Origin of the sequence: Nocardiopsis metallicus, from assembly GCF_014201115.1 — a bacterium.
GTDB classification, from domain to species: domain Bacteria; phylum Actinomycetota; class Actinomycetes; order Streptosporangiales; family Streptosporangiaceae; genus Nocardiopsis; species Nocardiopsis metallicus.
Genome location: NZ_JACHDO010000001.1, coordinates 2944694 through 2971021, shown reverse-complemented (window position 1 = coordinate 2971021; position 26328 = coordinate 2944694). Strand labels below are relative to the sequence as shown.

General features: G+C 67.9%; 31 protein-coding genes and 1 pseudogene. 5 read left to right on the top strand and 27 right to left on the bottom strand.

Annotated features, from left to right (window positions below; genetic code table 11):
• Positions 1 to 53 precede the first annotated feature (53 nt).
• The 7 genes from HNR07_RS12875 to HNR07_RS12845 all read right to left on the bottom strand — a co-directional run bounded on the left by HNR07_RS12875 (position 54) and on the right by HNR07_RS12845 (position 4520).
• Complete coding sequence (locus HNR07_RS12875; protein ID WP_221318796.1) at positions 54 to 257, bottom strand: UTRA domain-containing protein; 204 nt, start codon at positions 255 to 257, stop codon at positions 54 to 56.
• A gap of 99 nt (positions 258 to 356) precedes the next feature.
• Complete coding sequence (locus HNR07_RS12870) at positions 357 to 668, bottom strand: hypothetical protein (protein ID WP_184365194.1); 312 nt, start codon at positions 666 to 668, stop codon at positions 357 to 359.
• 284 nt (positions 669 to 952) lie between these two features.
• Positions 953 to 1510 carry a hypothetical protein gene (locus HNR07_RS12865; protein WP_184365193.1) on the bottom strand — a complete coding sequence of 186 codons (558 nt, stop codon included), beginning with the start codon at positions 1508 to 1510 and terminating at the stop codon, positions 953 to 955.
• Positions 1507 to 2091 carry a hypothetical protein gene (locus HNR07_RS12860; protein ID WP_184365192.1) on the bottom strand — a complete coding sequence of 195 codons (585 nt, stop codon included), beginning with the start codon at positions 2089 to 2091 and terminating at the stop codon, positions 1507 to 1509. Before HNR07_RS12860 ends, HNR07_RS12865 begins: the two co-directional genes overlap by 4 nt.
• A complete protein-coding gene (locus HNR07_RS12855) occupies positions 2078 to 2611 on the bottom strand; it encodes a hypothetical protein (RefSeq protein WP_184365191.1) in 534 nt (177 codons plus the stop codon). The genes HNR07_RS12860 and HNR07_RS12855 overlap by 14 nt, the downstream gene beginning before the upstream one ends.
• Complete coding sequence (locus HNR07_RS12850; RefSeq protein WP_184365190.1) at positions 2608 to 3561, bottom strand: hypothetical protein; 954 nt, start codon at positions 3559 to 3561, stop codon at positions 2608 to 2610. Before HNR07_RS12850 ends, HNR07_RS12855 begins: the two co-directional genes overlap by 4 nt.
• Positions 3562 to 3641: 80 nt before the next feature.
• Positions 3642 to 4520, bottom strand: coding sequence for a hypothetical protein (locus tag HNR07_RS12845; protein ID WP_184365189.1), 879 nt, complete (start codon positions 4518 to 4520; stop codon positions 3642 to 3644).
• Between the two features lie 514 nt (positions 4521 to 5034).
• On the opposite strand from HNR07_RS12845, the gene HNR07_RS12840 reads away from it, so the two are divergent.
• Positions 5035 to 5643, top strand: coding sequence for a hypothetical protein (locus HNR07_RS12840; protein WP_184365188.1), 609 nt, complete (start codon positions 5035 to 5037; stop codon positions 5641 to 5643).
• Between the two features lie 111 nt (positions 5644 to 5754).
• On the opposite strand, the gene HNR07_RS12835 is transcribed toward HNR07_RS12840, so the two are convergent.
• On the bottom strand, positions 5755 to 6501 hold the full coding sequence (locus tag HNR07_RS12835; protein WP_184365187.1) for a hypothetical protein: 747 nt from the start codon (positions 6499 to 6501) through the stop codon (positions 5755 to 5757).
• A 168-nt stretch (positions 6502 to 6669) separates the two neighbouring features.
• Between HNR07_RS12835 and HNR07_RS12830 the strand changes: the two genes are divergently transcribed.
• Complete coding sequence (locus HNR07_RS12830) at positions 6670 to 7170, top strand: hypothetical protein (protein WP_184365186.1); 501 nt, start codon at positions 6670 to 6672, stop codon at positions 7168 to 7170.
• 388 nt (positions 7171 to 7558) lie between these two features.
• Here the strand turns inward: HNR07_RS12830 and HNR07_RS36095 are convergent, their stop codons facing one another.
• Entirely contained in the window at positions 7559 to 8089 is a 531-nt protein-coding gene (locus HNR07_RS36095; protein ID WP_184365185.1) for a MucR family transcriptional regulator, read from the bottom strand.
• A 295-nt stretch (positions 8090 to 8384) separates the two neighbouring features.
• Here HNR07_RS36095 and HNR07_RS12820 point away from each other — a divergent pair, with 295 nt between their 5' ends.
• From HNR07_RS12820 to HNR07_RS12810, 3 genes are all read left to right on the top strand, one after another.
• Positions 8385 to 9398 carry a YaaC family protein gene (locus HNR07_RS12820; RefSeq protein ID WP_184365184.1) on the top strand — a complete coding sequence of 338 codons (1014 nt, stop codon included), beginning with the start codon at positions 8385 to 8387 and terminating at the stop codon, positions 9396 to 9398.
• On the top strand, positions 9382 to 9627 hold the full coding sequence (locus HNR07_RS12815; protein WP_184365183.1) for a hypothetical protein: 246 nt from the start codon (positions 9382 to 9384) through the stop codon (positions 9625 to 9627). Before HNR07_RS12820 ends, HNR07_RS12815 begins: the two co-directional genes overlap by 17 nt.
• A gap of 304 nt (positions 9628 to 9931) precedes the next feature.
• Positions 9932 to 10519, top strand: coding sequence for a hypothetical protein (locus tag HNR07_RS12810; protein WP_184365182.1), 588 nt, complete (start codon positions 9932 to 9934; stop codon positions 10517 to 10519).
• A gap of 6 nt (positions 10520 to 10525) precedes the next feature.
• Here HNR07_RS12810 and HNR07_RS12805 read toward each other — a convergent pair whose 3' ends face one another.
• From HNR07_RS12805 to HNR07_RS12725, 18 genes and pseudogenes are all read right to left on the bottom strand, one after another.
• Positions 10526 to 10762, bottom strand: a complete 237-nt coding sequence (locus HNR07_RS12805; protein WP_184365181.1) for a hypothetical protein — start codon at positions 10760 to 10762, stop codon at positions 10526 to 10528.
• A 66-nt stretch (positions 10763 to 10828) separates the two neighbouring features.
• Positions 10829 to 11251, bottom strand: coding sequence for a hypothetical protein (locus tag HNR07_RS12800; protein WP_184365180.1), 423 nt, complete (start codon positions 11249 to 11251; stop codon positions 10829 to 10831).
• Between the two features lie 129 nt (positions 11252 to 11380).
• Positions 11381 to 11779, bottom strand: a complete 399-nt coding sequence (locus HNR07_RS12795; protein WP_184365179.1) for a hypothetical protein — start codon at positions 11777 to 11779, stop codon at positions 11381 to 11383.
• Positions 11776 to 12999 (bottom strand): recombinase family protein, encoded by a 1224-nt coding sequence (locus tag HNR07_RS12790; protein ID WP_184365178.1) that lies wholly within the window; start codon positions 12997 to 12999, stop codon positions 11776 to 11778. The genes HNR07_RS12795 and HNR07_RS12790 overlap by 4 nt, the downstream gene beginning before the upstream one ends.
• 12 nt (positions 13000 to 13011) lie before the next feature.
• Entirely contained in the window at positions 13012 to 13407 is a 396-nt protein-coding gene (locus HNR07_RS12785) for an Aca2/YdiL-like domain-containing protein (RefSeq protein ID WP_184365177.1), read from the bottom strand.
• 53 nt (positions 13408 to 13460) lie between these two features.
• A complete protein-coding gene (locus HNR07_RS12780; RefSeq protein ID WP_184365176.1) occupies positions 13461 to 13994 on the bottom strand; it encodes a hypothetical protein in 534 nt (177 codons plus the stop codon).
• Between the two features lie 57 nt (positions 13995 to 14051).
• Positions 14052 to 14621, bottom strand: coding sequence for a hypothetical protein (locus HNR07_RS12775; protein ID WP_184365175.1), 570 nt, complete (start codon positions 14619 to 14621; stop codon positions 14052 to 14054).
• Positions 14622 to 14803: 182 nt separating this feature from the next.
• Entirely contained in the window at positions 14804 to 15838 is a 1035-nt protein-coding gene (locus tag HNR07_RS12770; protein WP_184365174.1) for a serine hydrolase domain-containing protein, read from the bottom strand.
• A gap of 243 nt (positions 15839 to 16081) precedes the next feature.
• Positions 16082 to 16390 (bottom strand): hypothetical protein, encoded by a 309-nt coding sequence (locus HNR07_RS12765; RefSeq protein WP_184365173.1) that lies wholly within the window; start codon positions 16388 to 16390, stop codon positions 16082 to 16084.
• Positions 16391 to 16786: 396 nt separating this feature from the next.
• Positions 16787 to 17710, bottom strand: a complete 924-nt coding sequence (locus HNR07_RS12760; protein ID WP_184365172.1) for a DUF6879 family protein — start codon at positions 17708 to 17710, stop codon at positions 16787 to 16789.
• A complete protein-coding gene (locus HNR07_RS12755; protein ID WP_312893775.1) occupies positions 17707 to 18078 on the bottom strand; it encodes a WhiB family transcriptional regulator in 372 nt (123 codons plus the stop codon). The genes HNR07_RS12760 and HNR07_RS12755 overlap by 4 nt, the downstream gene beginning before the upstream one ends.
• A 118-nt stretch (positions 18079 to 18196) precedes the next feature.
• Positions 18197 to 18658 (bottom strand): annotated as a pseudogene (locus HNR07_RS36090) (Scr1 family TA system antitoxin-like transcriptional regulator); the annotation flags it as partial.
• A gap of 69 nt (positions 18659 to 18727) precedes the next feature.
• Positions 18728 to 19926, bottom strand: a protein-coding gene (locus HNR07_RS12750; RefSeq protein ID WP_184371482.1) for an IS3 family transposase whose coding sequence is annotated in 2 segments (ribosomal slippage) — positions 18728 to 19683 and positions 19683 to 19926 — 1200 coding nt in all. Because the reading frame shifts where the segments join, the coding sequence is not laid out codon by codon here.
• Positions 19927 to 20058: 132 nt separating this feature from the next.
• Positions 20059 to 22950, bottom strand: coding sequence for a beta-ketoacyl synthase N-terminal-like domain-containing protein (locus HNR07_RS12745; RefSeq protein WP_184365171.1), 2892 nt, complete (start codon positions 22948 to 22950; stop codon positions 20059 to 20061).
• Positions 22947 to 23633: a class I SAM-dependent methyltransferase gene (locus HNR07_RS12740; RefSeq protein WP_184365170.1), complete on the bottom strand. Its 687-nt coding sequence runs from the start codon at positions 23631 to 23633 to the stop codon at positions 22947 to 22949. Before HNR07_RS12740 ends, HNR07_RS12745 begins: the two co-directional genes overlap by 4 nt.
• A 54-nt stretch (positions 23634 to 23687) precedes the next feature.
• Positions 23688 to 24959: a hypothetical protein gene (locus HNR07_RS12735; protein ID WP_184365169.1), complete on the bottom strand. Its 1272-nt coding sequence runs from the start codon at positions 24957 to 24959 to the stop codon at positions 23688 to 23690.
• Positions 24956 to 25795, bottom strand: a complete 840-nt coding sequence (locus tag HNR07_RS12730) for a helix-turn-helix domain-containing protein (RefSeq protein ID WP_184365168.1) — start codon at positions 25793 to 25795, stop codon at positions 24956 to 24958. The genes HNR07_RS12735 and HNR07_RS12730 overlap by 4 nt, the downstream gene beginning before the upstream one ends.
• Positions 25792 to 26235, bottom strand: a complete 444-nt coding sequence (locus tag HNR07_RS12725; protein WP_184365167.1) for a roadblock/LC7 domain-containing protein — start codon at positions 26233 to 26235, stop codon at positions 25792 to 25794. Before HNR07_RS12725 ends, HNR07_RS12730 begins: the two co-directional genes overlap by 4 nt.
• Positions 26236 to 26328 lie beyond the last annotated feature (93 nt).

Here is a 26328-nt window from a genome sequence, read left to right as displayed (position 1 = left end):
GCAATCAGCTTGTCCAGCACTGAGGCCAGAGCGACCATAGAAGCGGTACTAATTCACCGAGCGCTGCCGTGTCGCCTCAGCGGGTTTCCGCCCCCGAACCTTTCCGCGGACATGCGGGTGTCGTTGACCTCCACGATCGGGCCGTGCGCCGACCGTGTAGTGCGCACGAACCGCAGTATCGGTACGCCGCCGCGCACGGGCAGGGCTTCGCGCTCGGCCGGAACCGCGCCGCTCACGCGGTGATCGTCTTCGCCCACACCGACGGTCCGTGCCCGTCTTCCTCCAAGCACAGGTGGGTGTACCTGCCCAGCTCCCGATTGAGTGGTTATCCACAGGGCCTCTCAGCCGGGCTGTGGTCACACCACCTCGGAGGCTCTCACCGCGTGGAAGTCACCCGCCCACTTCACCATCACATCCCGCCTCGGCGGATGAACATCATCTTCCGCCTGCGGAGTGTAGATCCGGCACAGGTCCTCGGCCAGTCTGAGCGGGCCCGGGCGACAATCCGAAGCGCACAGCGGGGGAGTGGCGTGCCGGACCAGCTGGATGATGGTCGCCTCGTACCCGGGCAGCGACTGGTCTGTGGACATCATGGCCCGAAACCGGTCCCCGGCGGGCTCCTGGTCGCTGAAGGCGGGTTTGCCGTCCTCTTCCCGCCGAGTGCACAAGCAGCGCGTCCACGCCCCGATTGATACTCCGCCGGCTGGCTTGCCAAACACCGGGTTCGGCAGGGAAGCCAAGGCCAGTACCAGCCACACCGCTCGGTGTGTGGGGGACAGGGGGTCGGTGTCGGTGACACGGGCCGCGGCCAAGGCTCCAGGGGTGGGAGTGAACGGGCTGGGGTTGGGCCCGAAGTGGGCTAGGTCGCGAAACCAGGCAGCCCTTTCCTGGGTGGTTTCGGAGTCTGTGCGGGACAGCTCGGAGAGCAACCGGTCCCGGATTTGCGCGGTGATCACACGGCCTCCTTGCGGCGCGTGGGCTGGTGAGCGTGGTAGTCCTGCGCGATGTTCAAGGCTGCCTGGTACCGGACTCGGTCTGAGGGGTTGAGGAGATCCACCAGTAGGGGAGCTGAGTCGGCCAGGTGCACCGGTTGCCGAAGGCGCCAGCAGTGGCGTACAGCTCGGTTGACCACATTCAGGACATCCTCGGCCCGGGGGCGGCGCTCGACCAGTTGGTACACGTACTGTTCCGCCAGAGGGCGGCGGCCCTTCCCTGAGGACTTGGTCTGGGCGGTGTTGGCCAAGGCATGGCCGATAGTCGGCCCCCAGATCGGGTTCTGCCGCCCGGCCAAGGGCCAGGAGGCCAACGCCAGCAGGTGTGCGGCTACCAGGTAGGTGGGGGTGTCGACCTCGCCCGCTATCTGTTCGGCGCTCGCGTGCAGCTGCCCGACCGGGAAGAACTCCTCTTGGGGCAGGGTACGGATCTGGTGCCACCACCCCTGGTTGCGGGTCGAGGAAGTCCACCCCCGCCACAGGGCCTTCCTCAGGGCAATGACCTGTTCCTCCCTCACGCGCTTTCCGCCTTCAGCGTCGTGTGCCATGCCTGGTTGCGGTAGTGCTCGCCGATCCCGAACCGGGTGAAGTCCGTGCGGACCTGTCGGGCGGGGTGAACGGCGGCGTAGGTGTCGCGCACGAGCCGATCAGCTGAGATCAGCAGCGCGCCGCCCCGGGAGCGTGGGGTGAGTCGGCGCGCCTCGATGAGGCGTTTGCGGATGTGGGACAGTACCCGCTCGCGGCGCCCTGTGGCCACGTCTCGCCGGAACGACTCCAACAGCACCTCGTCATCACGGTCGGTCCCGGACCGGTCGTGCTGGACCCGCATCATGGCGGGTATCAGCGCGAGCCCGTTCTCGGAGACAGCGAACCCCGTCTGGGAGGCGCGCGCGGCCAACAGCATCCACAGCGCGTCAAAACCCGCCGGGTCGGTGTCTTTACCCACCACCTGAGTGAGGGCGCGCAGGGTGGCGGGGGAGGGGTCTAGGCGCACCATGTCCATGTACCACTGAGGATCAGCGGGCAGGTCCAGGGCGGCCTGGAGTCGACCGGGGCCGATCCCGGGAACCTGCGCGATGGGGTGCTCAAGCGTGTGCATCGGCCATCTCCTCTTCCTCTTCGCCTTGGTCAGAGTCGAGCTGTTTGTTGATGTCCATGGAGTACTCCACCGTCCACCGGCGGCAGACCGTTGCGACCTTGTCGGGGTCCCCGGACAGGGCGTTCGCGGTGTCCTCAACCCAGTTCTTCATGCCCAACCGGACAGCTCCCGCGTGCGGGCGGGTGGTCTTAGCGATCTCCACCAGGGTGTTCAGCAACGTCTCACGCCTGCCCTGGCGGGCCGCGGTCACGATCTTCTGCACCCGGTGTTCGTTCGCGGACTGGGCGGCGGCCGCACCGATGCCCACCTTGCCCCGGTAGGCGAACCGGCCCGGCAGGGCGGCCTGCAACGCCAGCACCATCCACACCGCGTCGAACGCCGGACCGTGGTAGACGCCGGGGATCACACGGTGGATGGCCTTGAGGGTGACCGGGCCGGGGAGCCCTGCCTGCCAGTCCCGCCAGATCCGTCCGTCCCCGACCGGGGCCTGAGCCCGCTCCAGTTCCTGGTACAGGATCACGCGCTCTCCCCCTTCTCGTGGGTCTGGTGGTGCTCGACCATCAGGCGGCGCAGTTCGGCGGTGTCGAGGTTGCCGTGTTCGTCGGTGGCCCGCTGGGTCAATTCCCAGGTGAGGCGTTCCTGGTCGGTGGGGGTGTGCTCCACGTGCTCGTGGTCGACGTCGGGGGCGCCGGTGCTGGTCGGGTCGGCCCACACCTCCAGCCGCCACACCCGGCCCGGGGTGGACTCGCCGCCGCGTTCGGTGAGGCTTGTGATGATCCACCCGGCGTCCTCGGCCACCTCCTCCACCGCGAGAAGGTTGGAGGCCTCCCACTCCCGGTCGCTGTGCTCGACCCACCCGCCCGTCTCATCCTTCTTGTAGGAGACCAGCAGCCGGTAGGTGTGCTCCTGGTGCGGTGCGTTGCCCTCCTCGATGTCGTGGGCCTCCCCCAAACGCTCCTGGTCAGCCTCGCCTTGGAGGATGCGCAGCGTGTCCGCGGCGGTGGAGGAGATCATCCGCACCCCCGCCGAGGCAGCCTCGAAGTCGTCGGCCTCGGCACTGGCCACCGCGTGCGACAGGAACATGTCGATCACGGATTCGAGGCTGTGCACGGCGCGCAGCCGGGCCTGTGGGGCGCCGGTGATGTCCTCGACCTCCTCACGGTCCAGGCGTGCGCGGGTTTTCTCGTAGGTTTCGCGGTCGCGGTCGGCTTCGGCGACGAGCTGGCCCACGAACGTCCCGGACTTACCGATGATGCGGCCCACGGCCGCGTTCGCTCCGTGCACCCTGCCGTGCTCCTCGACCAGCTCCAGGACGGCCTGGGCGCGGATGTCGTCCACCTGGTCAGCGGTGGAGGGGGTACGGATCTGCTGGCAGGCGCGGAACCGTTCAGCGGCGGGCAGTTTCATCAGCCCGGCACGGTCCACTCTCACCGTGAGGTACTGCTGTGCGTCGGCCTGATCTGGGGTCATGGGTTGCTCCCTGGGGTCGCTGGTGTGGGATGCTGGCGGGCGGGCGCCCGCCCCGGGTAACGGCCGGGGCGGTTGCCTTTCTACTTCTGGAACCGGGCTGCGGTGAGCGCGCGGAGCGCCTTCTCCCGGCGGGCCGGGGTGTCCTTGATGCCGTGCTCGTCCATGTGCGCGGTGACCTGCTCGGCGCTGATCAGGAAGGCCGCGAGGATACCTTCCAACGCCTCCCGGGCATCCCCTGCGAACGCGGCGGGGGCGGTGGGGTTGGCGAGGGCCAGGGCGCGGGCACCGATTCGGCGCATGAGCCGGTTGGCCTGGCGGTAGTTGAGCGGGCTGACCTGCCACACCTGCACGTTCTCGTCCGCCTTCGTCAGGGGCTGGGTGTGCGCGGACAGGTGGCCGGCGTCCAGGTCCAGGCGGATAGCGGTGTAGCGGTTGCCCGGCTTGGCCGGGGTGTAGGAGGCGTCACCGGACACGATCAGGGATCGGATGCGGTCGGTGAAGATCCGGCGGACGCGGGCCTGGACCTCGTCGTCGCTGGGCTTGCTCCCGTGGGTGGCACGCAGTTCGTCTGCGGCTTCGGATTGGTGTGCCCACCTGCTGGCATCGTCGCCGCCGTACACGTGGTCCAAGAGGCTGTTCAGCGCGTCCATGTACGGCTTGTAGCCGCCGGTGTAGGTGATCTCGTAGCGGTCTCCGGTGTCGTAGAAGTCGGAGGGGACGTGCTCCATGCTCGCGTGGTCGGCGAGCTGGTTGGTGAGGTCCTGGATGGCGTCGATGTAGCGGTTGGCGGCCCAGGCGGGGAGCCCTTCGGGGAGGCCGAGGTAGCGGTCCACGCCCCAGGAGACGCGGAAGGTGCGGCTTTCGTGGGAAGCGGGGCGCTGGGTGGCGGACAGGGTGCCGCTCTCCTGATCCCACAGCAGGGCGTCTTCGGTGTAGCCGGGGGTGACGTGGGTGCTCATCGGGGTCCTTCCGAGGCGTGGTGTTGTTCCGACACCTCAAACTCTAAAGCTCAAACTTAGAGTTGTAAAGTAGAACTTTAGAGTTTGGTTGTGGTTCCCACCGGAAAGATTCCTGACATGCAAAAACCTCGCCTGCAATGCAGGTGAGGGCAGCCCAGACAGCCGCAGTGGTCTCCCGCCTCCCGCGTACCTAACCTCTGTGGTCAGTACACCTAGGCCCGTGCCTGGTCATCCACACCGTGCTGATCAAGTGGTCGCAGGGCTCGGCGCCGGCCACGCCGGTACATCTGCCGGGCGCAGCGAAGATGTCCGCTCCCCGGGAAAGCTCCAGTCCGCAAGAGGAGTCGTCTCCCGCGCGGTCTGAGACAACTGCGGCGGCAAGAGCTGGCCGCGCACCCGCTGGCGAATGGAACTGTCGGCGCTGGTGCGTAGTGTCGTGATCTCCACAGCCCTGTGGCTGTCCACGTTGTACCGCTGGGACCATCCCGGCGGTCTTCGACCATGGGAGCAACGCATGGACTTTGTGGACGACCCTCAGGTGTGGGTGGAACAGGTGCGGCCAACGCTGCCCGCTCACGTCAACATTGAGGCCCTCACCGCCACCAGCGCCTACATGGCGCTGCCACTGGCAGCGGTGGTGTTGTGGACCGACCGCCCCTACGGCGAGTGCCCCCGCTGTCGGCAGCCGGTGGCGCGCACCGGGCCCTGCCCGCTGCACCTGGACGGGGGCAACCCCGACAACCCCCTGGAAACAGTGGACCTCGCCCACAGGTGCGGTGCGTGGCTGGACACCCCCGATGAGGCCATCGACGCTGAGGACCTCACTCCCGCGCGCGTGCGCCGGGCAGCCCAGGGCCTCGCGCACATCTGGCAGGAACAGGTGGAGGAGCGCCGCCAACGGCGCCGGGCGCGACTGCGCAGGGAGATCGCCGAGCTGGCCAGGACGCACCCGCGGTGGGAGGACGAGACTGTCCAGGAGTACCGGGAGCGCCTGGCCGGGGAGGGGTTCACTGAGCCCGGCCCCTACTGGGATCGCGAACAGCACACGTGGGCGGCCTGGGACTGCGATCCCGCCGACGACACCGAGGTCCTGGTCGAGTGCCAAGAACCCGAAGACGGGTGATCAAGGAAAGCCCCCGGTGATGGGGGCTTTCCGCGTTCCTGGTCGGCTCAGCTCGGTCAGATCCAGGCCCTCGGCCCCAAGAGCTGGACCGCCGGATAACAGGTGGATGTGTCAGTGTGGGGCCAGGCAGTTCGGGTCGTTGCACTCCTCCAGTGCCATCGACCGATCCCGGGGCGGACCATCCTGCCACTCAGCACGGATCGCCTGGAGGCGGTCCACATCCGAGGCCAGGTCGGGCAACTGCGCGCGGAGCCGGTCCGCCCACGTCGCGGACAGGGCGCGCCCGTTGGCGTACAGCTCTCCGTTGCGTCCGCCCACGGCCATCAGGACCCCGTGTTCGGACGGTGTCACTATCATCCCGGCCCCCTCTTTGACCAGGCCCTGGGCGACGAGTTCCTCGGTGGCTGCTTGTACCCGGCGCAGGGCCCGCTCGTCCATCGCGGGCACAGGCCCAGCAGACCGGGGCACGGGAAGAGCGGACAGGCCGTCCTGGGGCGCCCCACCCAGCCCCAGATTGTCGATCTGGTTGCGCTCGTAGAACGTGACCACCTCGGCCAGCAGCGGCATCTGGGCGCGTAGCCGCTCGGCCACCGCCGGGGTGAGCCGCTCCCCGTTGGCCAGCACCTGTCCGCTCTTTCCCTCGGCTACCGAGAGCACCCCGCCGTCGGGGGCGAAGTGGTACTTCACGTCTTGTCCGGAAGCCATCAGCCCCAGGTCGATCGCGCGGTCCCACGTCTTGCCCAGGCGCAGCATCTCCTTCTCCGGGAACGCGGGAACCGGCTCGGTGGGCGTGGGCGCGCTCTGGCGCCGTCGTTTGTCCCGGCGTGCCTGTTTGGCCCGTTTAGCGTCGCGCCCCATCACAGCCCCCCACGTCGCATTCCTGCGCAGGAGGCTATCGGTGCAGGTCATCGGCTGTCAGAAGAACCGTGAGATTGCGCGAGTCCGCCGTGTGTTCACCCAAACCTCCACCGGGGGAGGACGCCGTCCCCTACGGTGTCGGCCAATAACAGTGATGTGGGGGAGACGATGGCGGTTGCGCGAACGCGCTCTTTGAGCGACATCTACTTCAACGAACACCAGCGCCCCGACCTGCTGGCCGCGGCCGAGCACCTCGACGGCCTGGAGGGTGACGACAGCGTCCAGCGGGCGGTGGCCGCCGTCCTGGCCCGCCGGCGCCGCGCCCAGCTGGCAAAGCGCGGCATCATGATCGGCGCGTGGAAGTGCCCGTGCTTCCTGCGCGAGGGACGGGGACGTGTGCACAAGAAGCGCCACGGCGAAGATCACCTGATCCGCCGCTGCTACGCCCTGGGCGAGCACCCGCGCGGCTGGTACCGGGGCAAGGAGTTGGTGGCCATCACCTACGAGCCCTACAACGGGCACAGCGCTACCGGTGTGGGCGAGCTGGCCCAGTCGGTGGCTACCGACGAGCTGGCCGTGTCGGTGTGCGCATGCTGTGCGGTGCACTTCCCCGGCATGTCCACAGCCGTGGTCATCACCCGCGCCGAGGAGCAACACAGTCACCTGTGAGGGGCTACCCCGCCGCCGTCGCCGCCGTAGGCTGACCACAGCTCGGTGTCGCAGCCCGGCACACGTCTACGGCCCGGCCTTGGTCGGCATCGATGTTCTCGCTCAGGCGGGTGAACAGCTTGTCCAACGCTGTGGCCAGGGTGACCATGGAATCGGTACTGGTTCACCGAGCACTGGTGGGTCGCTCCAGCGGGTATCTGCCCTCGAACCTCTCCGCGGACCTACGAGTGTCGTTGACCTGTACACCCTGACCACGGCGCTTGAGGAGTTCGCCCTCTGGGCTCGGGCGCCCTCACCCGCGGTCACGCCCAGGGAAGCCACTGCCTGCTCGACCGTCCCGTCGATGTCGTGGTCGCCTCCACATCCGCTGTGGATTTCGCATCTGGCGTCAGCTCCGCTGCGGTCCGCCCTTGCGTGCCCTCACCGGGATGTCCGCCTGCACATCTCCCTTGCGTTTACGCCGCTCGTAGTGAGTGCGGCACAACCCATCTGCGACATGCTTACGCCCACACCCGTCTACACCACACCAACGGGGTTTACGGGACTGAGACACGGACACAGCCTTGGCCGCGCGAGCGTGACGGACCTGCGGCCGCGGGGGCTCCTCGCGCCACACCCGCATGGACTCCTGTCTTGCCGCGTCGATGTCGCGTGCGGCCTCGAACCGGTCCCAGGCGGGGGAGCCCACACGGGCGGTAGCTTTCTCCCCGAGGCGTCCGCGCAAATCCTCGGAAGCGAGCGGTGTGGACCGCCCGAGCCCGTGCCGCTCCCTGTAGGTGGCTGCGGTGAGCCCGTGGACACGCACATGACGCCCGAGGAACGCCCGCTCTTGGCCGCATTCGTGGCAGATCAGGCCGGCGTCATTGCCGGTGGTGAGTTGCCCGTAGATGCTGTAGCCGTCTGCGTCCCCGTACTCCATGGAGAAGATTATGGCTGGGATGCCAGGCCCAGGGGTTGCTGTGGCCGAGGGCGGACACAAATAGACCCCCACCGTGGCAGGGGCCTGCTGGGTTGTGAATCTGGATCTGGGGGTGAACCACCCCTGCGTGCGTGGGGCTCACGCCACCTACCGCCAGGTGCCGCTCGACGCCCGCTTCCGAGGGTGGGTGTAAGAAGACGAGTCGTGGGCGCACGCCCTGACGACCCTGGCCGGGTCCTGCTGGCCCGGCCAGACGGATCTGTGGCACAGGCCGGGCGGAGTTAGGCTGCTGGACATGGACAGCGACGAAGAGTGGGCAGGTCTTCGCGCCACACGCGCGGCCCCGCCCGCTCCTGCGCAGCAGAGCGCCGACCGGAAAGCCACGTACCAGTTCGCGTTGGAACAGGCAGAGCAGCTCTTCCGCCAGGCCCGTCTCGCCTCGCCCGCGACTCGGCCACTAACGCTGTTCTACGGCCTCAGCCAGGCCGGCCGGTCCATCGCCGCCGCAGCGGCCAACGCGCCAGGGGATGAATGGAAGCTCAAGGGACACGGCATCGGGACTACGGCCTCCACTCTGTCGGGGCCGTTGGAGAACGTACAGGTTCACACAGACAAGAACGGCAGCTTCGTTCGACTCTCCGAACTCCTCGAGTCTCCCCTGTGGAGCAAAGCCGATCAGGTTCGTCTGCACGTGCTGTGGGACTCCGTGCCCGAGGCAGGGCGGTGGTCTCTGCGGCCAGATACCTCAACCTGGACACGACCACTTCACGTCGACGTGAGTTCCATCGGTGACGGTGGGTCCAGCCGCCCGACCACCATGGTGCGGCCGTTGCCACCATCGCTGATATCGACCACCGACCATGAGACACTGCACGCGTTCCTGCGCTCCTATCCCGACACTCGTGGCTGTGCCTACAACGTCCTCGGCCAGGACTCTGAGTCCAGGCCCTCCTACCAGCCCAGTCACGATGGCACCGGTTCGCTAGTTCTACAGTGGCCCGAACTGAAGGCCGAGCGCTACCAGAACAGGCGCGATTTCGTGTGCGCACGTACACGCTCCTACCGGGGAGAAGAGTTCTTCTTCCCCACACCGGTGTCTGGCTCTGACCGCGGGATCCACCCGCTCATGGCGTGGTGGGCTGTGCTCTTCACTCTCTCGATCCTGGCCCGCTACCAACCCGTGGAGTGGGCTCGACATATCGACGTGGACAACAGCGAATATGCGGTACCGATCGAAGAACTACTGCGCGCCGCGTTGACGGTGCTGCCTGAGCTGATCGTGGAGATCATTGATGACGTCAGCCGCTGACTACGAGCCATCCCCCGGTGGGTTGGCGCTCCGTGCCCGTGTTCTCGTCTTCCATGACGACCCGCGCATCAAACAGGAGCTCGCCGCCATCCCTGAGTCGGAGCGCCCAGCCTCACCAGATGAGGCGTACTTCCAGGCAGCGCTCGTCGTGGCCCGCCACGACGCCAAGGCCGAAATGGTTCAGCGGGAGCAGCGGGCGAAGGCGCGCCGCCTTAACGCGCCAGAGTGATACCCCCGGTGCTATGCGCACCCTGATCGAAGAAGCACACCGTGCCCCAGCCGAGTGAGTGTGGCCTGGGCCTGCGCGCCCGCACCTTCATCGCTTTCAGTGACTCGCGGATCCGGTCGGTGCTGTGCCACATTCCCACCAGTCAGGTGACAGCCTCACGTGGCACCGCCTACTTCATGGTGTGGGCGGTGACGGCCGTTTCCACTGTCGGAATTTCCTGGTGTGCCGCGAGCTTGCTCGCCTGAACTTTCTACTGACCCATTTATCCTTTAGGCTGAGGGCGTGCCGGAACGTCTGTATGTGCGTGACTCAGGAAGAGAGGACACGGGCTGAGATCGCCCAACCTCCCATGGCGAAATTTCCCCCGACCTTCATCACCTTCAGCGGGATGACTTTCATTCTGATCATCGTCATAATCCTGGGGGCATGCAGTTCTCCGCAACGTGAAAGTGGGGTGCCCACTCCCCGCCCGCACGCCAGTATCTCCCCTCGCAGCATTCCACCCGCCCAAACCTTTGAACCATCGGCCTTGGAGACTGATGAATTCATCCTCACCGTCACCGGCCTGAGGCCTGTCGACCATGGGGTCGCTCGATATGATTACGAAAGCGCGACCGGCGACTCCTATCGCCAGAATTATGCCATGGATTTATCTGTCGAAAACCTCACGGGCGAAGAATATAAACTTCAGCTCATAAATGTCCGCGTAAAGAACCAAGACGGTAAAGTATTTGGGCCACTTGTGTTTGGGGATGGTACTCGCATTGAAAGACGCCAACCCAGATCTCAAACCTTTCTGAGGGTCCCGGAAGGTGAGACTGTTGACTTCACGCTCATATACCGCCTGGGCGTGAACGACAGTGCTGACTATCTGGCCTACGGCACAGGATGAAGGGTCTTACCTGAACCGTTTGACCCACAGGTTCGACGGGGCACGCACGCTGGTCGCGGTGGCGTGCGAGGAGACCTGTGCCCACCGCAGCTGCAACCGGCCCGCGGTGTCTCCGGTGCGCAGAAGCCCGTTCTCGATGATGGAGTTGCCGACGGTGGCGTGGGTGCCGTAGGTGCGCTCGGTGGCCCAGTTCGCGGAGGCGTTCTGCACCGTTGCGCTGCCCGATGTCGGGGTGGTGTTCACGCCCGCGCCGAACACCCACCGGCCGCCCGCCTCCGCCCCGAAGGGATGGACCAGGCGAGCTTGATGTCACCATCGGCGTGGCCGATCGCGTGCAACGCCAGGATGATCCGGTAGATCGCATGGGTCTCCATGTTCACACACAGCTCGTGATCGCTGACCAGCGTGGTGGAAAACCAGGTCTTGGTGCTCCTCCTTGATGAGGAGCTGATCGTCGGACTCGACCAGGTCCGCGCTGCCCACGACCCACCAGCCACGCGCCCCGGAGGGCACCAGCAGCACCCGATCCCCGGCCCGGGGCCGGTAGGAGGACAGGCGCGGGAACCGATTGGAGGTGGGCGCGGGCTCACCGTCGAACTGCACCCTGGCTGGGCCTGGCCCGGTGTGGCCGTAGTCGATCGTGCCGGTGCGCGGCTTCCGGTGCTGAGGCATGCGGGCCAGCACGTGCCCGACGATCGCGGACAGGAACTCCTCAGTGGCGAGCAGGCCCATACGGCCTCAGCCCTCCCTCATCAGGTGCGACCCGCTCCTGCGGCTCCTCAAGCTCCTGGACAGGGGCAGGCGGGGTGCCGACGTTGACCGCGGTCCATCCCCATGTGCGCAGGGAACACTCCGCGAACACTACCCCGCTTCGCTGAAACCCTCCACGGTTCGGGGAAACCCAGCAGATTCCTCTACTCTCTCCGCTCTCGCAGCGAGAACCCGCTTTACCTCAGCCATAGACACCCCGGTCGCCGCCGCCATGTCCCGCAGCGGCGTCCGCCGCACCGCCAACTCCGACACCGCCTCCTCCAACGCCGCCTCATACGCCCTGTGAGCGGCCCGCATCGCCTCCAACCCTGGGGTATCCGCGACGACCTCAACCCCAGAGCACGGAACCCCAGCAAGAGCCAACGCCCCCACCAGATTCTCCTGCAACACCGCCAACGTCCTGCCGTGGGCGTACACCCCGAACTCGGTGAGAGCCACCGTCCAAAACCGTGCGCGCCGCTGCGCCATGCACGTGATCACCTCGCTCATACCTCACCACGCTCCATGTCCTCGATCACCTGCTGAACGATCATGTCCGGCACCGGTGTGGGCAGCACCAACCGTCGCCCCCCGACCTGGTACACCGCGTGCGAGCCGTTGCTGTCGACCTGAATCACGGTGTGCCCCAGCCGGTGTGCGGTGGCACGGATTCGCGACAGCCCGCGAGCCTCGGCGTCCACGCGAGATCGCAGAGCCGCGGTCACCTCCTGCGCCTGGGCCCACTCCTGCACGGTCACCACGGGTTCGTGCACTGGCTCGGGTGACCACACCCATTCGGAGATGGGGTTCCACCGGGAAAACCCGGCCCGGCCGGTGCGTGTGGCCTTGCGGTTGTACACCATGTGCCCGGTCAGCTTCGGGTTAGCGATCAGCCCTTCGACCAGGTTGTGCGTCCACTTCCCCGTGATCGGGTACCGGTCCGGGGCAGCGGACAGGATCGCGATGATGTCCGCGCTCTTGAGGTGCTCCTCACGGCGCAGGCGGCACAACTCCCGGGCCGCATCGAACCGGCGCGGGTCGGGGTGTGGGGCCAGTCTCTTCTTTGGACGATTCTCACCGAACCGGGACGTGTCCCGCACGGGCGCGTGCTCATCCACGACCGTGATGTAGGGGTACGGGGGACGCCCGTGGTTCCACCCGGCGAGGGCGTGCTGGATCTGCCCTCCCATGGACATCTCCACCAGCGCGTGCTTGTACAGTTCCGCGTCGACCTGGCTGTACCGGCGGGTGCGCAACTGACCCGTTCTCGTGCCGCCGGTCGGCTCGTTGGCGTACACCACCTCCACCCCCAGCTTCTCCAGCTCGTGTTCCACGGTGAGGCTGGTCAGCATGGCGCGGGCCACCCGATCGGAGCGCTCAGCGATCACGTGGGTGATGCCGCGGTGCTCGGCCTGGTCCAACAGCTCCTGGAGGCCGCCGGCGCGGGGGACGGGGATCGCGAGGGCCTCGTACATCTCCGACGAGCCCAAGCCGCGTAGCTCCGGGGGCAGCATCCCAGACTCGACGTCGTAGAAGTGCGCGACGAACTCCGCATCGTCCTCCAGTCGTTCCGAGGCGGCCGATACCTGCCGGAGGATGGAAGCTCGCGGGTCCTGCTGGTCCTTGGTGGAGACCCGGCCAGCGAACACCGCCCGCTGAGGGCGGAGGGTGGTGGTTTTCCAGCCGGGGAGGGCGCTGAGGTCGATGGGTGGGCCGAACTGGGTGGCCATGGTGGTGTCTTTCTAGTCGGGGAACACGATGCGGGCCCCTTCGACCTGGCGGGCGGCGCGGACAGCCACCGCACGGTGCCACGCAGCGGGGAAGCGGGCCATGTGTGGGTGTGCGTGGTGGTACTCGGCGTCGTCGCGGTACACGGTCAGGGTCGGATTGGCCTGGGCGTGCAGGGACTTCTCGGCTTCCTGCACGTAGGTGTCGGTAAGTTTGGCGAGTTCTCGGACTTCGTCTGCGACACCCTCAGGGATGGGGTGCTTGCCTTCTTCCCAACGGCGGACGGTCCGGCCCGCCGCTGGGGAGGTCAGGTATGCACCGAGGGCGTTACCGGTGAAGCCGAGGTGTTCGCGGAGGGATTTGAGTTCGGCAGGGGTCACGGTGCTGGCTCCGGTCATGGTGGGTGACATCAACCGGGGCATCATCCCAGGCACCATGACCTCCTGCTGGTGGAGGTTGAGGGCTAGCGTGCGGCTACATCCAGTTTGGCGGCGGGGCCGGTGGGCGGGGCCGGGGCCGGGTCGTGACCTCCACCGCCCCCGCCACCCCCGCCGCCCCCGCCGCTGTGGTCGCACCAGGGGCACCACGGCTGGTAACGCATGTGCGTTTCGATCGCTAGCCACACGACCGCCACCGCCAGGTTGAACACGGCCACTGTGGCCGAAGAGAGGTGGGTGGCAGCGGCCAGGGCTATCACCATGAAGACCACGCCCCCGACCAAGATCTTCCATGGCCGGTGCCAGAGAATCAGGTGCACGAGACGCAGCATCCACTGGCGTTGGGTTGCGGCGGCGCTCGCGTCCAAGGGCATGGCGGCGAAGCAGAGTTCACACAGCCGACCTACGAGATGTCGTGCTCCCAGAAGCATCAGGGCCAGGCTGAAAAGCATGACCAGAGCGGCGAGTTGGTGGTGCACTCCGAGGAGAAGGGGACTGATACACAGCAGTACCAAGCCGATTCGGGATGAGTGGTGGCGCAGGTGGGGCAGGAATCGCATGGGGGTCCTTGCGTGGGGGGCCTGTGTTCGTTCGGGCCTCCCGGTAAATGGGGTGTGTTAGGCGCTGAGGGTGGCTGTGGCGGTGAACCCGGCGGGGGTGCGTTCCCACACGCCGGTGAGCTCCCACTCGTGTTCGGTCAGGGCCTGAACGGCTAGCTCGTGGAGTAGGGGCACGGGGATGACCTCGTTGGACCGGACCGGGAGGTCGACGGCGGTGTCACCGATGGTGAGGGTGTGCCATCCGTTGGGTCCGACACTGAGGGTGGCGTCCTGCTTGACCAGATCCGGGTCGTACCGTTCCAGAATTGGCTCGAGATCGATGCCCGCGATGATTTCGGTGATGTCCAGGGCGCCGTGTTCGTCGGTGGGGTATCCGTCGAAGTCGCAGTCGGCCGTGTAGTAGGGGCCGTAGAAGTCGTTGCCGCACAGGGCCACGTTGGTGGGGAGGGCGGCGTTGATCTCGGAGCGAAACGCGGCAACCATGCTGTCGAAATAGCCGTCGTTTTCGACCCGCTCACGCCATTCAGGGTCAGCTCCTCCGATGTAGCCAGCGAAAGTCGATTCGACGCTGACGTTGCACCGGTCTCCGTGGTTGACCCAGGTTCCGAATTCGGTGGTCACTGTCATGGCCGGTTCCTCCCGGTCTGGCCGAGGGCTCTCGTTCCTGGTCTATTGATACCACTCAAGTGTCCTAAATTAGGACGCGCAATGCGAGAGGGGAGGGTTCGGATTATTTTCTTCAAGATCTTGGAATGTGAAAACCCCGCCCACCTCACGGCAGACGGGGTTGGGTCAAACACTGAGGGCTATCAGGAGAACACAGCCTGCTGGAAAGCGCCACGCAGTTCAGTGACCGGCCCCCGGTCCCGGGTGTAGTAGAGCTTGTTCGTCAAAAGAACACCCCATCTGCCCATACGCGGACAAACCCAGGCCCCTGTGCCGGTGAAACCGTAGTGCACCCAGATGTCCTCTGCCGGCGACGTCCCGGGGGCAGGATGCCAGAACAGACCCCTCAGCGGCTCAAGCCCTCCGGTCTGCACCTGGAGGGACTCATTCACCCACGCTTTGCCGAAAGTCGCCCCGTTCCCCGGGGTGAGCATGTAAGTGAGAAAACGTCCCAGGTCAGGGGCGGTGGAAAAAGCCCCGGCGATCCCGCTTACCCCGCCCAACAAACGGGCTGAGAAGTCGTGCGGGACACCGCGTAGATGCTGGCCGCTCTCCTGGTCCAGCTCGGTGGGCGCGGTACGTTGCACCAGATCCTCAGGGAGAGGGCCAAACCGAGTCTGGAACATGCCCAGGGGAGACCAGGCACGATCGTGGGCGAGGTCGGTTAGCCCCGTGCCGGTGAGCCCTTCGGCGAGGAACCCCAGGATCAGCGCGGCACGGTCGGTGTATTGGACCTGTTCACCGGGGGTGTGGTGAAGCTGCTCGTGCAGGACACCGTGACGGATTTCAGCCGGATCGGTTCCGTAGAGGGTCTTCAGCTGTGCACGCGGCGGAACCCCGGCGGTGTGGGTGAGGAGCTGGTGCACCGTCACCTGACCCAAAGGCGCTTCCGACAGATCGGGGAGCAGGACACCGAGAGGGTCCTCCAGGCGCAGGGCACTATCTTCCCACAGGGTGCCGATTACCGACCAGACAGCGGTGACCTTGGTGAGGGAAGCGATATCAAACAGGGTGTCTGCCACCATGGGGGAAGCAGGGTTGGCCGGGTCGAGCAACCCTGCCTGGCCACCGACCTCGGGCCCCTCTGGGCCACCCACCAGCCAGACCGCCCCCGGCGTCACCTCATCGGTCACGGCCTGGTCGAGCAGTGCATTGATGTGGGCGGCGTCCACGGCCATGGGCTGGTCCTTCCCGGTCACTATGGTTCGCGAATGAACCTACTGGTCCCCGGCGAACTCGTGGGAGAGATCGCGTAGCGCGTTCGCTGCCGCTGACAAGAGAATCCCCTCTGCAGTAGCCAACCTGGTCGCCTCCCCACGCTGGTCCGACTCCACTTCCCTAAGGAAGGCGAGGGGATACCAACCGGTTCCGCACCTGCACCGTGCAGATCGACCCACCGGACGGGGCGATCGCGCCCTGCCTCAACCGCGCTGAGCCCGGCCTACCGCTCTGCCCGAGGTGGTCCACATCAACCCGCCCCAGCCCACCAACGAAGAGGAGACCGCTCCCGAACTGGGAAAACCCATAGCATAGAACGTCTCACAGAGTTTGACAGCTTCCGGCATGCGGCGGGCCATCGTGGCCCATGAGGCCTCCGCGACCTGCCCCTGGAAGTGGAAATAGCGCGGGGTCTTCAGCTCGGGCAGGGACAGGTCTTCGTGGTCATCGCTGGGATCAGGGCTGGTAGCGGTAGCGGTAGCGGTGGGGGTGTGCTGTGCGGCACTGGTCACGCAAGGGTCCTTCCATATGGGGTGGGCAGGGCTGGGGTGTGGCGTGGTGGCGATGTCGGTGCATGAGGGTCTCCCTGAAGTCGTGGATGGTGGTGGACGCCAGCGATCATGTCCGCTGGCGGTGACCTTCTTCGAGGTGTTTTCGTGTTCTGGGCCGACCAGATCGGTGCCACTACCAGGCGGGCCGGGCCCGCGACCCCAACCGGTGGTGGCCCCGGGCGCTCTCGGCCACCAGCCCGGGCTGGTGGTGCCCGGGAAAATCGGGGGGATAGTCACCCCCCGAAAGCGGCGCCGATACCGCCCCGACGTGTGCGGGGTTGTGGTCGGGGCCCTTCCCGACCCCGACCCCGCGCAGGGTGTGTTCTGACCTGGTGGCCTCCAGCACGGTCGGGGTGGTCAGGGCTCGCTGTGGCGGCCCAGGAGATGGTCCAGGGAGCGAGGTCCGGCCTGTTGCCACATCAGCTCCAGCTGGAGCCGGGCGGCCTGTGCCAACGGGTCGGGCAGCAGGGCGTGGTGGGCACCCTCGGGGTGGCCGGTCGAGGCGTGGCGCAGCACGTACACGAGCCGGTTGGGGTACAAGACCAGCTCGGGCCACTGGTCCACCTGCCAGGACCGCAGAAGGTCGGGGTTGAGCACCCGGATCTGGCCGCCCGCCTGGGCCTTTACTCGGTGGGCGCGGGCCAAAAACTCCAGGTAGGTAGTGGACAGGGCGTCCACGACCCAGATGCGGCGCCAGGGCAGGCCGCGGTTTTGTTCGGCGCGGTGCTGGGCCTGCAGGGCGGGCAGCTCCTCCTTCAGCAGCTGTTGGGCCCGCGCCCGATCTCCTTCCTGCCAGGCCTGCCAGGCGGGGTCCTGGTCGTCCCCGGCATGGGTGTGCAGGTCCAGCCGGTAGATGGGTCCGCTCAGATCGCAGCGTCGGCGGGTGTGGGCGGCGTGCTGGTGGTAGGCGGGGCGATCCAAGGCGGCGCCGTGGATGTGGGCGTGTTCGACCACCCCCTCCAGGGGTGTGAGGGGATGACCGTGCTCGCGCAGGTAGCCGATCAGGTGGGCGCGGTCGTAGCGGCGGTGCCCGCCCGAGGTGCGCTGGGTGCGCACCTGGTCGTCGTCGGCGAGCTGGCTGAGCGGCTGTGGGCCCAGTCCGGTGATGGCGCGGGCCTGGACGGGGGTGAGCCAGTCGCGGGGTTCGGTTTCCCACAGGGCGGCGGCCCTGCGCACCACCATCGCCCAGTCCTGTTCACGGTGGCGCCGGGTCGGCGGATTCATGGAAGGGGCTCCGGTCAGGGGTTCGGGGACTTGGGCGGGCTCGTGTGCGCCGGTCATGCAAAAGCCTCGCTGTGCAGGTAAGCGGGTATGTCAGAGGACGTGATCCATTTGCGATCGGTGGGGCTGGTTCCACCCCAGATGCCGTCGGCGATCTGGGCCTCAAGAGCCCACGCCAGACAGATGTCCCGCACCGGGCAGGAGCGGCACACCTGGCGCGCCTGACGAGCGATCTCTCCCAGGCCCTGGGCGGGGAACCAGGCCTCGGGAGGCAGGGAGGGGTGTGAGCGGCAGTGCCCTTCCTGGTAGAGCTCGCGGGGCGCCGGTGGCGTATCGGCCCACGCACGCGCCAGTTCCCTGGCCAGGGCCATGTATCGGCTCTTGGCCGTGGTCCGAGTGCTGGTGGGCTCGGCGCTGGGTCGTGTCACTGGGGACCGGTCCCTTCGTGTGCTGCCAGCACGCGGGACAGGGGCTGGGCGGCAGCGAACAAGGCCTCGAAGTGGGCCCGGTAGGCGGGCACCATCTCCTGGGGGCCACCAACCTGCCCTCGGGGGTTTCCACGTTCACCGATGCCTCGCCTCCGACGTAGGTGAGGATCGCGAACGCTCCGGTCCAGGGGATGGGGCTGAATGCCGGCAGGACCCGAACCCGCAGGTGGAGAAGCTGAACGCACCCGCGCAAAAACGCGCGTTGTTCACCCACCTCCTGTGCCCCCAGCCAGGGGGTGTGCAGGGCCTGCTCGGTCAGCAGGTAGCGGTGAGGGTGTCCGTGATCGGTGCGCACATGGTGGCCACGGCCCATCCTCATCTGCACCGCCTCTTCCAGAGTGGCGGGGTCGGTGACTCCGCAGGCGGACAGAACGGCGCGCGCGTAGGCGGGGGTCTGTAGCGGGCCTGGGACGATGGCCGGGCTGAAGGCGTCGATGCTGGCCTGGCGCTCGTCAGCGCTGAGGCAGGTCTGACTGTCCAGTAGCTGCTGGGACAACTCTGGCGTGGCCGCACTGCTCATAGGGGTGGTCGTCCTTTCGTGTGGTGTCTGATGTTGCTTCAGTTCGGTAGACACCTGTGAGCTGGGGTTTTACGCGGCCTGAGACAGCGCCGCAAGCCTGTCTTGAGCAACTTCGGTGTGGCGACGTTCATACTCAGCCGGGCTGAGCTGACCATTGGCCGAATGCCGCCGCCAGGGGTTGTAGAACCCCTCGATATAGGAGAACACCTCCCGCTCCGCATCCGCCCTGGTGGCGAAACGGGTGCGGTCGATCAACTCGGTCTCCAACGACGCGAAGAAGCTCTCGGTGACGGCGTTGTCGTAACACGACCCCGTCCGCCCCGTCGAGGGAGCGATCCCTGCCTCTTCGCAGCGGCGACCAAAGGCCAGACTGGTGTATTGCGATCCCTTGTCCGAGTGATGGATCAGCCCCGGACCGGGACGGCGGGCGGTCACCGCCATGGCCAGCGCGTCGCAGACCAGATCGGCGCGCATGTGAGGGGCCATCGCCCAGCCCACGATGCGGCGCGAGAACAGGTCCATCACCACCGCCAGGTACACCCACCCCTGGTCGGTGGGCACGTAGGTGATGTCCGCGCTCCACTTGGTGTTGGGGGCATGGGCGGTGAAGTCACGACCGACCAGATCCGGTGGGGCTGTGGCCATCCGGTCCTGGGAGGTCAGGCTTTTGCGGCCGGTGCGGCGGTGGACCCCGACCAGGCCCTGGCGGCGCATCAGCCGGGTGATGCGGTTGCGTCCAGCGCGGATGCCGTCGAGCTCGGCCAGGTCGGCCTGGAGCCTGGGGGAGCCGTAGGTGCCGCGGGAGCGCTCGTGGTGGCCCTGGATGCGCTCGGACAGGTCAGCGTCGGAGCGTTCCTTGGCCGTGGGGCCGTCCTGGATTCGGTGGTGGTGTTTGTAGTAGCCCTGCCGCGATACGCCGAGCAGCCGGGACATCAGGGAGACGGAGTGGCGTGTCTTTTCTTCGTCGATCAGCCGGAACATCACCGACTGGTCTCCCGGACGAAGAAAGCCGTGGCCTTGCGCAGGATCTCGCGCTCTTCGCGCAGCTGGGCGTTCTCTCGGCGAAGGCGGGCCAGTTCGGCCTTGTCATCGCTGGTGGTGCCCTCTGCCTGGCCGGAGTCGATCTTGGCCTGATTGATCCAGGTGCGGATCGTCTGGGCCGAGGGTTCGAACTCAGCTGCCAGGTCCTCGGGGCTACGGCCGGAGCGGGCCAGCGCGATGATCTGATCGCGGTACTCCGGCGGGTACGCAGGGCGGGTCTTGGGCACTTCAATCTCCTCGTTCAATGACAAAGTATCCGAAAGCGGACACCTGTCCACCGAACCGAAGCAAGATCAGAGCGCCGCGTCGATCACGCTCTGCTGCTGGACCTGGGGTGACATGGTGGCTGTGCTTTCCGTTCAGGAGTGGGCCAGGTGGGCGGGTGCCCAGAACTGGGTGATGGCCTTCACGAGCGCCGACATCGTGGTGGCCTGGTGCACGACATGGGCGGGCAGACCGGCCAGGTCGGGCAGCTGGTGGATGAGCTGGATGTGCAGGTGGGCCAGGGCCAAGGACCCCAACCCCGCCTCGGCCAGCACCGCGTCCCCTTGCGGGAGGGCACTGCCCTGGGGCAGCAGACCCCGCACGAGAGCAGTGACCCGTTCGGTGATGACCGTGCGCGCCCGCTCGGTCTCCAGCGCACTCAGCTCGACCACCTGGTTTGCGTTCTGAGGGGCGGCGGAGCTGTGGTGGGTCCAGGCCCGCAACGGCAGGGGTGCGGCCGTGGGGGTTGAGGGTGTGGGCCAGCTGGGGTTCAACCCGAAGGTGTACAGCTGCCCCAGCGCCATCAGCAGGTTCTCGCGCGGGGCGGCGGGCCCGTCGGTGCACACCAAAGGCGGGTCGACTTCATAGCGGCGCTGGGCCTGGGCCAGGGTGGAGGCCAGGGCGCTGGCCAGCACCGAGCGGGCACCGACCTCCACCACCACGACGGGCCGCTCCTGCTCGGCCAGAGCCCGCACGGTCTTGTGCAGCAGTACCGGGGAGCGCAGCTGGCGCCCCCAGTAGGCGGCGTCCCACTCCGGGCCCTGGGCCCGGGCGGCCGTGGCGGTGGACCACAGCGCGGTGGTGGCCGGGCGCGGCCGGATGGTCTTGACCAGGTCCGGCAACTGCTCGGCCTGGTCGGCCACCAGCGGGCCGTGGGCGGGCGGGGCGTCGCTGATGCGGCGCGTCCACACCCCGCTCTTGGCGAGCTGGTCGGCGAGGAGGTCCAGTTCGCCGATGGGTCCGGACAGGACGGTGGCGTTGGCGGCGTTGATCGAGGCCACCGCCACCGTGGGCAAGGAACGCACCAGCTCCTGGGCGCGTGCCGGGTCCAGGGAGGTGGCCAGCAGTTCACCCTTGGGGGCGGTCTGTTCCAGCAGGCGGCTGCGCTGGGCGACCACCAGGGCGGCCTCGTGCAGGGTCAGTACTCCGGCGGTGTGGGCGGCGGCGAGCTCGCCCAGGGAGTGGCCCACCACCACGTCCGGGCGCACACCCCACGAGGCGAGCAGGGCGGTGGCGGCGACCTGCCACGCCCACTGGGCCGGTTGCACCCGCGCCAGTCCGGCCGCCTCACCCTGGTCGCTCTCGAGGAACGCCGCGAGGCGGGCCCGCTCCAGAGCCTGGGTGAAGACCGGCTCGGCCTCCAGACCGTGGTGGCCGGACAAGGTGGCGGGGTGGGCGCCGTGGCCGGGGTAGACGAACACCACCAGCGGCTTGTGGGCGGGGCGGCGCGGCCCGGCCAACGACAGGTGGGTGCGGCCCTGGGCCGCCGCGTCCCAGGCCTGAGCGGCCTGGGGGGCGCTGTCAGCGAGCACCACCGCGCGCGCCCCGTGGTGGTGGTCGCGCCGGTGGGCGGCGGTCGCGGCCACCTGGCGTACTGAACCGGCCTGGCCCATGGCCGCCGACCACAGGCCTGCGCTCTGGGCCAGGGCGGCGGTGCTGCTGGCCGAGAGCGGGATCAGGTGGGGGGCCTGGTCCTCATCGGAGTGTGCGCTGGGCGGGTTGGGGGCGGGTGGGGCCTGTTGGAGGATCAGGTGGGCGTTGGTGCCGCCGAACCCGAACGCCGACACCCCGGCGGTGGGGGTGTGCTCGCGCTGGGGCCAGGGGCGGGCGGTGGTGGGCACCTGCAACCCCATCCGCTGCAGCGCCGGTAGCGGGTGGGTGTGGTGGATGGTGGGCGGGATCACCCCGTGTTCCAGGGACAGGACGACTTTGATCAGCGCGATCAGGCCCGCCCCGCCTTCGAGGTGGCCCACGTTGGGTTTGACCCCGCCCACCAGCAGCGGCTCGCCTTCGGGGCGGGCCCGCCCCAGCACCCGGCCCAGGGCGCGGGACTCGGCGGCATCCCCAGCCGCGGTGCCGGTGGCGTGACCCTCGACGTAGTCCACCTGGTCCGGTGCCAGCCCGGCCTGGGCATAGGTGCGGGTGAGCAGGTCGATCTGCCCGGCCACGTTGGGGGTGCCGATGGGGGCTCCGGCGCCGTCGCAGTTGGTCAGGCTGGCTGCCACCAGGGCGCGCGGACGTGTGCCGGTGGTGGGGCAGTCGGCGGTGCGCTGCAAGATCAGGGCCCCGCCGCCCTCGCCGCGCACGAACCCGCTGCCGCCCTGGTCGAAGGGGTGCACGCACCCGTCGTCGGAGAGCACCCGCGAGGCGGCGAACATGCGGGTGTGGGTGTCCAACCTCAACGTGTTGGCCGAGGCGACCACGGCCAGGTCCACCTCACCGGTGAGCAGGGCCTGGTGGGCGCGGTGCGCCGCCACCAGGGACGCGGAGCAGGCGGTGTCCAACGCCTCGGAGGGGCCCCTCCAGTCGATGAGCCGGTGGCGGGAGAGGCGGTTGGCGAGCATGGAGGGCAGGGCGCCGGCGGTGTCGACCATGGTGCCGCCCTGGCCGGGGCCTAGGCGCAGCAGGGCCTGGTCCAGGCAGGAGGAGCCCACCCACAGCCCCACCCGCTTGCCCCGCCAGTCGGTCAGGGCCATCCCGGCGTCCTGGAAGGCTTCGTCGACCAGCTCCAGCAGCATCTGCTGCTGGGGGTCCATCGCCGCGACCTCGGTGGGTGAGAACCCGAAGTGGGCGGCATCAAAGCCCTGCTCGGTCTCGGTGAGGATGGCCGCGGGCAAGATGTCGGCGCGCGGGTGGGCGTCGGTGTGGTCGGTGACCAGGTCCCGGCCAGTGACCAGGGCGTCCCAGAACGCTTGCGGTGAGCGGATGTGGCCGGGCAGGCGGCAGGACAGACCCACCACAGCAACCGAGGAGTCAGGGGTGGTCATCGCTTCACCGCCACCCACGTGCCGGTGCAGCCCTGCACGTTGATGTCAGCGTCGGGGAAGTGGGTGCGCAGCTCGCGTACGAGGTCGTCGGAGGTGTCGCCGGTGTTGGCGAAGACGTTCTTGCGGCCGTTGTACAGGTTCAGGAGCAGCCGGGCGAAGCGGTTGACGCGCACTCCGCTGCCGCCGGACAGGACGGTGGCGCCGAAGAACACCCCGCCCTCTTTCAGCACCCGGCGGGCTTCGGCGAAGAAGGCAGCCTTGTCGGCGATGGAGGTCCCGCGCAGGCAGTGCATGACCATCATGCAGTCGATGCTGTCCAGGCTGGCCTCGTCCAGGTCCTTCCACCGGGCCAGCACGTCCTGCAGGTGGGCGTGGGGGGTGAGGGTGCGCCCGCCCACGACGCGGGCGGCCATGGTCAGGCAGGAGGCGTTGAGGTCCATCAGGTGCAGCACCTGCACCCGCGGCGGCAGGAAACGCAGGAAGCGGCCGTTGCCGGGGCCGATGGTCAGGTGCGCGGCTCCGGGCCAGGTGCGGTAGGCGCGGCGGATCCACCGGTTGGAGATGCCCCAGGCCAGCCGGTGGCTGATCCAGTGCACCCACAGGGTGTAGATGGCCTGCATGACCAGGCGGTTGTAGATGCTGCGGTTGGCTTCGTTGGGGCGGGGCGGGGCGGTTTCAGGCATGGGGGTACCTCGCATCGGCGGCCGGGCCGCCATAGGGGTGCGGGGAGAAAGGGGTTAGGGGGTCAGGAGCCAGTCCAGGGTGGAGGGGTCGTCCCAGCCGACCACCATGCGGTCGGCCTGGTCCTGGTCGGTGAAGTTGTGGGCGAAGCGCTCGGTCATGTACGGGGGCAGCTTCCCGGACCAGAAGTCGGTGACCAGGTTGTTGAACACGCTCGTGTGCTGGCCGTGCTGGTCCCAGTAGTCCTGGTAGGCGCCCTCCAAGAACGCGGCATCAGCCAGCGGCTTGCCCTGTTCGAGGCGAGCCAGGATGTGGTCGGCCACCACGCGCGCCACCCGGGTGGAGGCGTTGGCGCCCTGGCCCGAGGTGGGGTCGACCGTGAGCACCACATCCCCGATCCCCAGTACCGGGGTGCCGTTGAGCTGGGTGAGCGGGCGGCGCACCCGCGGGGTGATGGGCCGCAGCAGCCGGGACTGCTCCAAACAGGGCGCCTGGGCGGCCCAGGCGGCCAGCTCGGGGGTGTGCTCGGCCAGGGTGCGGTGGGCGTGCGCCCAGCCCGCACTCAGGTTCTCCGCGCGCCGGGAGAACGTGACGCCTTCGGTGGTGGGGTCCATCGGCCCACCGGCGCGGGCGTAGACCTGCACGGCGGTGGCCGGAACCAGCTCCGGCGCGGGCGCCTCCTGACCCGGCAGGGCCGGTTCCCAGTGGGCGGCCAGCACCGGGTAGGCGAAGATCTCCCCGTGCGGGGTAGTGGTCACCTGCACGTCAGGGCCCTGGGGGGCGCCCTCGAAGTGGGCCTGGACGATCACCCGGGTGGTGGGAGAGACGGACACCTGTGAAAACAACGAACCCAGTTGGGTGTCGCTGTCGCCGGTGGCCACGATCACCAGGTCATACATGCCGCTCTTCGCGAACCAGGCGAGGGTTTGCGCCTGCACGGTTTGCACGTGGATGAACGCCCCGCCCGGGTTGGTGTCCTGGCGTTCGACCTGCTGCAACCAGGCCGCGGTCTTGGCGCCGTGGTCGATCGCGGTCCCCACACGCCGCTGCTGGCCCACGAAGGACTGACGGGTCCCATCCCCTGGGGAGACCGCGAAGGAGATGTCACGAAAGACTGGTGAGAGCCCCGACCAAAAGTCCAGGTGAGCGTTCTGTTCCAGCTCGTACACGGTGGGAAAGCTCATCTGCGTCAGCCGCGGGGCGCGCAGGAGTTCCTCGGTGGTGTGAATGGTGTACAGGTCCACGTGCAGGTCAGCGTCGGAACGGACCAAGTGCGTGGCCAACCCCAGGCCGGCGTGCCCGGCCCCGGCGATCATGATGCGGCTCATCCCCACCCCTCCAGACGGGTCAGGTGGTGGCACACATCGCGCAGCACCGAGGTAACCGAGTACGGGTCGTGGGCGTCGATCATCACCACCGGCACACGCTCGGGCACCGACAACGCCTCGCGCACCTGGGGTGCGTCCAGTTCGTTCTCACTGGCCAGGTGCACCGCGACCACGACCGGGACCCCGGTTTGCTCACCGAGCCAGGCCGCGATGTCACGGCCCTGGTCCAGGTCGGTGTCGCGCACCAGCAGCACGAGGGCTTCGGCGTTGCGTGTCAGGTCCGGCCACAGGGAGATGAGCGGGGGCAGGCCGCACACACCGGTCATAGCCAGGTTGAGCGTGTCGGTGCTGCGCTGCAGGGCGTAGAGCACCTCGGCGCCCTGGCTCGTACTGGGGTGGATCGCCCCCACATGGCCCAACAGCGCGCGCAGCTCCGGCTCCCCCGACATGGGCGCCGTCACCAGCAGTTTGGCGGTCACCGCCTGCGGGGGGTGTCCCTGCAGGGCCTGCAGGATCTGTTCCAGCGCCCCAGCACCGCCCGAAGCCGCCACGGGGGAGCAGGGCACGAGTCGGCGGTCGTCGATCAGGTGGGTGATGGCGACCATGGTCAAGGCGACCGGGAAACCCGCCTGGTCGGCGAGCTCGACCACCGACAGCGGCTCCAAGGACTGCCAGGCCAGCGCCAGGATTCGGGACTGGGGGTCGCTGGCTCCCAGATCGGGAGCGGGGGCGTGGAAGGCCGGAGCGACCAGGGTGAACTCGCTGATCCGCAGCCGGGGGGCGCGGGCGGTGGCCCGGAGCGGGTTGGTACGGGGGGTGAAGTGCGCGGTGATCATGCTGCCCGCTCTCCCCTGAGGTGCAGGGCCGCCCCCACCGTGGTGGGGACCTCCTGGGGCAGGCGGGAGCCGAGGGAGTCGACGAAGGTCTGGGCGGCGAAGGCGACCTTCTTGATGTCGGCATCCGCGCTCAACAACAGACCGATACCGCACCCGGGCGTGGCGGGGAGGATGAGGACACGACCCGCCTGGTCCTTGTGCAGGATGTGGTCGCACGCGCCGCGGTCGACGACCCTGGCCCACCGGTCGGCCATGGACCACAGGCCCCCCAGCAGGGCGGACCACTGTTCGGCGTGCTGCATCGACAACCCCGACGAGTAGGCGTGCACGAGACTGTCGTGGGTGAAGACCACGACGTGGTCGGCGCCGGGGGTGGTGTGTACGAAGTCCGACAAAAGGTCGGGCACCGTTCGGGGTGGTGAAGGGGTGTGTTCGGCCATGCCCCTCACTATGGGAGCGAAGCTGTGATCACTCCATTCCACACAGGAATATTCCTAGTATTCCTCGTATTCCCCGTGTTCGAATATCAGATT

Bases quoted from the DNA above. Each gene is read 5' to 3' on its own strand.
- HNR07_RS12860 (WP_184365192.1), bottom strand. From the start codon at position 2,091: ATGCACACGCTTGAGCACCCCATCGCGCAGGTTCCCGGGATCGGCCCC.
- HNR07_RS12850 (WP_184365190.1), bottom strand. From the start codon at position 3,561: ATGACCCCAGATCAGGCCGACGCACAGCAGTACCTCACGGTGAGAGTG.
- HNR07_RS12845 (WP_184365189.1), bottom strand. From the start codon at position 4,520: ATGAGCACCCACGTCACCCCCGGCTACACCGAAGACGCCCTGCTGTGG.
- HNR07_RS12840 (WP_184365188.1), top strand. From the start codon at position 5,035: ATGGACTTTGTGGACGACCCTCAGGTGTGGGTGGAACAGGTGCGGCCA.
- HNR07_RS12835 (WP_184365187.1), bottom strand. From the start codon at position 6,501: ATGGGGCGCGACGCTAAACGGGCCAAACAGGCACGCCGGGACAAACGA.
- HNR07_RS12830 (WP_184365186.1), top strand. From the start codon at position 6,670: ATGGCGGTTGCGCGAACGCGCTCTTTGAGCGACATCTACTTCAACGAA.
- HNR07_RS36095 (WP_184365185.1), bottom strand. From the start codon at position 8,089: ATGGAGTACGGGGACGCAGACGGCTACAGCATCTACGGGCAACTCACC.
- HNR07_RS12820 (WP_184365184.1), top strand. From the start codon at position 8,385: ATGGACAGCGACGAAGAGTGGGCAGGTCTTCGCGCCACACGCGCGGCC.
- HNR07_RS12815 (WP_184365183.1), top strand. From the start codon at position 9,382: ATGACGTCAGCCGCTGACTACGAGCCATCCCCCGGTGGGTTGGCGCTC.
- HNR07_RS12800 (WP_184365180.1), bottom strand. From the start codon at position 11,251: ATGGGCCTGCTCGCCACTGAGGAGTTCCTGTCCGCGATCGTCGGGCAC.
- HNR07_RS12795 (WP_184365179.1), bottom strand. From the start codon at position 11,779: ATGAGCGAGGTGATCACGTGCATGGCGCAGCGGCGCGCACGGTTTTGG.
- HNR07_RS12790 (WP_184365178.1), bottom strand. From the start codon at position 12,999: ATGGCCACCCAGTTCGGCCCACCCATCGACCTCAGCGCCCTCCCCGGC.
- HNR07_RS12785 (WP_184365177.1), bottom strand. From the start codon at position 13,407: ATGTCACCCACCATGACCGGAGCCAGCACCGTGACCCCTGCCGAACTC.
- HNR07_RS12780 (WP_184365176.1), bottom strand. From the start codon at position 13,994: ATGCGATTCCTGCCCCACCTGCGCCACCACTCATCCCGAATCGGCTTG.
- HNR07_RS12775 (WP_184365175.1), bottom strand. From the start codon at position 14,621: ATGACAGTGACCACCGAATTCGGAACCTGGGTCAACCACGGAGACCGG.
- HNR07_RS12770 (WP_184365174.1), bottom strand. From the start codon at position 15,838: ATGGCCGTGGACGCCGCCCACATCAATGCACTGCTCGACCAGGCCGTG.
- HNR07_RS12760 (WP_184365172.1), bottom strand. From the start codon at position 17,710: ATGACCGGCGCACACGAGCCCGCCCAAGTCCCCGAACCCCTGACCGGA.
- HNR07_RS12745 (WP_184365171.1), bottom strand. From the start codon at position 22,950: ATGACCACCCCTGACTCCTCGGTTGCTGTGGTGGGTCTGTCCTGCCGC.
- HNR07_RS12740 (WP_184365170.1), bottom strand. From the start codon at position 23,633: ATGCCTGAAACCGCCCCGCCCCGCCCCAACGAAGCCAACCGCAGCATC.
- HNR07_RS12735 (WP_184365169.1), bottom strand. From the start codon at position 24,959: ATGAGCCGCATCATGATCGCCGGGGCCGGGCACGCCGGCCTGGGGTTG.
- HNR07_RS12730 (WP_184365168.1), bottom strand. From the start codon at position 25,795: ATGATCACCGCGCACTTCACCCCCCGTACCAACCCGCTCCGGGCCACC.
- HNR07_RS12725 (WP_184365167.1), bottom strand. From the start codon at position 26,235: ATGGCCGAACACACCCCTTCACCACCCCGAACGGTGCCCGACCTTTTG.